Here is a 3,965-nt window from a genome sequence, read left to right on the forward strand (position 1 = left end):
CACCGGTAAATGACCGTCGTGTTCGTTTGGGTTTAGATTTTGAATTCGACTGCTGCTTGCTCATGTTGTTCCTCCTCAGAATAGTTTACACTCTTTTTGGAGCGCCCATTATTTCTGGGGAACTTCACATACCTTTTAGCTGCCTGCTTAAAACCTTTCTTCGTCAATAGTTTTTTAAGACGTGATGTGATCCTGTCCTTGATCAACTTTCGTAGGAAACGTTGCTTTGCTTTTTTCACAGCGATGATGGCTGCCTTGGAGATCGGGGATTCACCATCTGGATCGACATAATATGTCGGAGCGTTGAAGGCATATTGATAAAAGTTAGTCTCCCCGCTTTCCAATCTGATAGGATCTTCACTAATAAATCGCCCCAGATTTGGATTATAGTCCCTTTGGCGGAGGGTAAACAAACCCGTTGACACATCGTAGAAGTATCCTACTTCCCCTTCGAGACTGGCTCCGCAGGGTTGAAGTGAAAACCTTATTCATTGAACCAGGCAGTCCCTGGGAAAACGGTTACATCGAATCCTTCAACGGAAAACTGAGAGATAAATTGCTCAACGGGGAAATCTTCGATACGTTATGGGAAGCTAAAGTGCTGATCAAACGCAGGAGGAGAGATTACAATTCCATCAGACCGCACAGTTCACTGGGCTACAGAGCCCCGGTGCCGGAAGCAAAGCTGTTCTGCTCGCATGCTTCCGCTCCGCTCCAACAGGCGAGCAGAACAGCCATGAAAACAACAGAACACTATGTCGTGTGACTGATGTCATTCGTGGGGGCACGTCAGTGTGTAGCGACTAAAATCAACTTCTACTTCTAATATGAAACTAATTGAATGAAGGCGGGATTTTTATAAATGTGAGCCAACGTTCTTTGCGTCATTTTTACTCTTCGCTACAGTGTCGTTTGTATGCATCTAGCCAAGATTCAATTGTAATCTCCCATCTTGTTTCTTTTTTTTCGAGCCAAATTACTCTGTCTTCAGTCCAACTCATTGGCAATTTATCATCGCGAGTCATTATTATCACACTCTGTGTTCTGTTGGCATCCGCAATTTGAGCTTTAGTTGCTACATCACCATTCAATCCAACATATTTAGGTGGTATGTTCTCGTTGATGAGCAATTCACTTAACGTCATGAGAGAGTTAAAACTCATAGAATCAAGGTTCAGTATTTTAACAATCTCATCTACTTTTAATTTACAAGTCTTATAGAATTGCTCAAACGTAGCACAATTAGCAAACAACTTCACCAATTCTTCTTTGATTACAGGAAAGCTGTCCCGAACGGTTTCAGAATCTTGGAGTGGAGCTGTTTCTTTTGGAAGAGTTTCTTTCGCGACATTACAATTCTCTGATAAATTTTGTGAATTATCTGGCACTTCCAAAGTCACCTCTGGAACGCGAAAACCATGCATTTGCATCTCTTGTATCAACTCGTCTGGCACAGCTAAATCGTACTTATCAACAAAGTAGGTAATGAATGCAGGCCAGGTCCAGGTCCCATCAGTCTTCATAAAAATGGAGCCCGTTATGTAAGTTGGAGGAGTAGTTAGTGGATCGTATGCCTCGCGCCCCGCAGTGAAACCTTCATATTGTCCCTCTTCAAGATATCGCAGAATCAGGTATTTCAAAGGATGTGGCGAATCCAAGAACTCGGCCGTTTTGATACTCTCAAGTTTGTGTCGCAGTTGAGGAATCGTTTCACTGTAGTATCCAAAACATAATAAATTTTTCATTTCATTTCTCACTTATTTTCTAAACTCAATTCTCAGGTATGCGAGTCCAATCACCGGCGCCTACTTTGACTTGTTTTCCATTACAGTACACAGAATCAAATGGGAATAGCTCTCCTCCTTCCCATATTTCAATGGGAGCATGATGAGCAAGAACGGGACGGTTGATTGCTTTTTGTAATGCATATGCTGGGCCTGTACCTGTCGGTCCACAGGCACCACCATTACAGGAAATAAGCCGTATACCTACTCCCTCGTCCAAATTCAATTGTTTAATTCGGTTTACAAGCGTTTTTAAAGAGACTTCAATATCCCCCTTGGGTGTGCGTAAAAAGAATTTTCCCGAAATATCATCTGCATGGATTACAATATCATGAAAACCTGGCTCCGGGATAATATCTTTTGCCCGTTGAGCCGCTATATTATCAGCAGATCCGAGAAAAGTATTTAATGCGCCTTCTTTAGCATTTTTAAATTCTGCCTGAAAGAATTCGAGAAGTTCATCGGTAGGCTTAAGGAATTGATCACCACACCCCCCCATGACTGTTCCGACGAGTCGCTTTCCTTTTTTCGGTGGCAGACCAGGTGTGCCTTTTGCCTTAACAACAACGAGCCCATCATCAACAACTGAAGATGCACCTTTGCCTACATCACATGCTTGCCTAGCTTCTGCTGCTAACAGATTGTCCACTTCAGTTAACACACCAACGGTTCGGTTCGCCTGTCTCTTTCGAACGCTGGTTACCGTTGTTGTCGTAAGTGTAAGTAGTCAGCCCCGCTGTTTTTTCAGAAACCTGCAGACGATTCGCGTCATCATAGGACTGGTCGTGATCGAGGAATCAACATTTTCCACCAGACGATTACCAACCGGATCGTACACAAACGTTGCCAGAGTCGTCCCCAGTGAATCGGTATAACGTTCCGAAACTTTCTGCGAAGTCGAACGTAAGTCCAGGTCGTGACGTCGCCATCCAGATTCACACGCTGTGTCCGGTTACCGGCGGCATTATAGGTATCGGCAAAGGACGAGAAGGCCGTATTACCCGCTCCAGCTGGTACAAGGTTGGGGGCAAGGTCAACTCTACTGGAAACTCTCACAACAAATGGATCAAGTTAAGGGGAGCATGCCAATTGGGAACCCATGTTGTCAAAATACGTTTCAATTCATCTGCTCGAGATTGTAAGAGAGGTGCACAAGGCTCCTTGCAAGGGCCTTTTAAGTGTGAAATTGGAAATATTTTCTGTTCAGGATTAAAAAACATTATCCGTTGTCTTTATCGCTCTTGCGAGTTCAAATACTCTTCAAAATCGCACGCAGGAACGACATCATAATTTTTTTCACGTAAGCGACGGATGAATTTCAGAAGTGCTTCCTTGTATTGCGTTGCTCCTTTAGTAGGATTGATTTCCATTCTATATGGATAAAAAAGAAACCCATCTATCATATCTATTTTCTCTGGATCATAATCATCATTCTTATCTATAAATATATCTAGGTCTTCTGTTTCAATATTTGCATTCTCACTTTTAGCAGCGAGTATAGATTCAACAACGTGGATGAAATCTAAATAATTTAAATTTGTCCTAACGAATGCAGTACAGTAAAGAGAATTCATTGTAATCCACCTTTATGGGAGAATCGGTACACGCGGCCCCTTATCAAATTTAAATCCACGTCGGATTATTGAGATATCAATTTTCTTATCCACTCCTGGATCAACATAATCACCCAAAATTTTAATTAATTTATTTCTAAGACCACGAAGTCCTGCCTCACCGGCATGGATCCTACCTTGTCTGATTGCCTCTTCCATTGTTCTAAACTTTGCACTCCCCGGATTAGGGTTTCCAAATCTCTTACGAATGAGTTTTTCAAATTCTTCAGGTGAAACCCGAACTGCAAAATCAAAATCAGTAAGTTTCCCTTTTGCTCTTCCCCCATGGCATATAATATCGTCACCATACTTTCCTGCATATTTTCGAATTACTTCAGCTGCCTCTTGAAAGGCATCAAGAGTAGTATGCAACCTTCGTGCTTTCATTGCTGTGCGTAGTCCAAACGAAAGATTGTTCCCACCTTCTGCTAGACCAACATCTGAAGTTCCCCAGAAATAGTGGGCGCTGGGTTTAGGTTATACTGCTTGTTCAAACATTTCGGGGCTTTGGTATCCCAGAGACGAATGAAGCCTCTCACGATTGTAGAACACTTCGATGTACTCAAAG

The 3,965-nt window shown here is 42.5% G+C and carries 6 protein-coding genes and 1 pseudogene; 1 reads left to right on the top strand and 6 read right to left on the bottom strand.

What is annotated here, in order from left to right; genetic code table 11:
• Positions 1–32 precede the first annotated feature (32 nt).
• On the bottom strand, positions 33–425 hold the full coding sequence (locus HG66A1_RS09390; RefSeq protein ID WP_197997063.1) for an RHS repeat domain-containing protein: 393 nt from the start codon (positions 423–425) through the stop codon (positions 33–35).
• 23 nt (positions 426–448) lie between these two features.
• On the opposite strand from HG66A1_RS09390, the pseudogene HG66A1_RS09395 reads away from it, so the two are divergent.
• Positions 449–766: pseudogene (locus HG66A1_RS09395) on the top strand (integrase core domain-containing protein); the annotation flags it as partial.
• 124 nt (positions 767–890) lie between these two features.
• Here HG66A1_RS09395 and HG66A1_RS09400 read toward each other — a convergent pair.
• From HG66A1_RS09400 to HG66A1_RS32790, 5 genes are all read right to left on the bottom strand, one after another.
• The gene (locus HG66A1_RS09400) at positions 891–1,745 is read right to left on the bottom strand and encodes a hypothetical protein (protein ID WP_145182562.1); all 855 of its coding nucleotides are present in this window, start codon (positions 1,743–1,745) and stop codon (positions 891–893) included.
• Between the two features lie 25 nt (positions 1,746–1,770).
• A complete protein-coding gene (locus tag HG66A1_RS09405) occupies positions 1,771–2,445 on the bottom strand; it encodes a hypothetical protein (RefSeq protein ID WP_145182565.1) in 675 nt (224 codons plus the stop codon).
• 571 nt (positions 2,446–3,016) lie between these two features.
• Complete coding sequence (locus HG66A1_RS09415) at positions 3,017–3,358, bottom strand: hypothetical protein (RefSeq protein WP_145182568.1); 342 nt, start codon at positions 3,356–3,358, stop codon at positions 3,017–3,019.
• Between the two features lie 12 nt (positions 3,359–3,370).
• Positions 3,371–3,769 carry a hypothetical protein gene (locus HG66A1_RS09420; RefSeq protein WP_145182571.1) on the bottom strand — a complete coding sequence of 133 codons (399 nt, stop codon included), beginning with the start codon at positions 3,767–3,769 and terminating at the stop codon, positions 3,371–3,373.
• Positions 3,770–3,874: 105 nt separating this feature from the next.
• Positions 3,875–3,965 (bottom strand): IS3 family transposase (locus HG66A1_RS32790; protein ID WP_409999478.1); only part of this gene is annotated, 91 nt, incomplete at its 5' end.

Source organism: Gimesia chilikensis (assembly GCF_007744075.1).
Taxonomy (GTDB): Bacteria; Planctomycetota; Planctomycetia; order Planctomycetales; family Planctomycetaceae; genus Gimesia; species Gimesia chilikensis_A.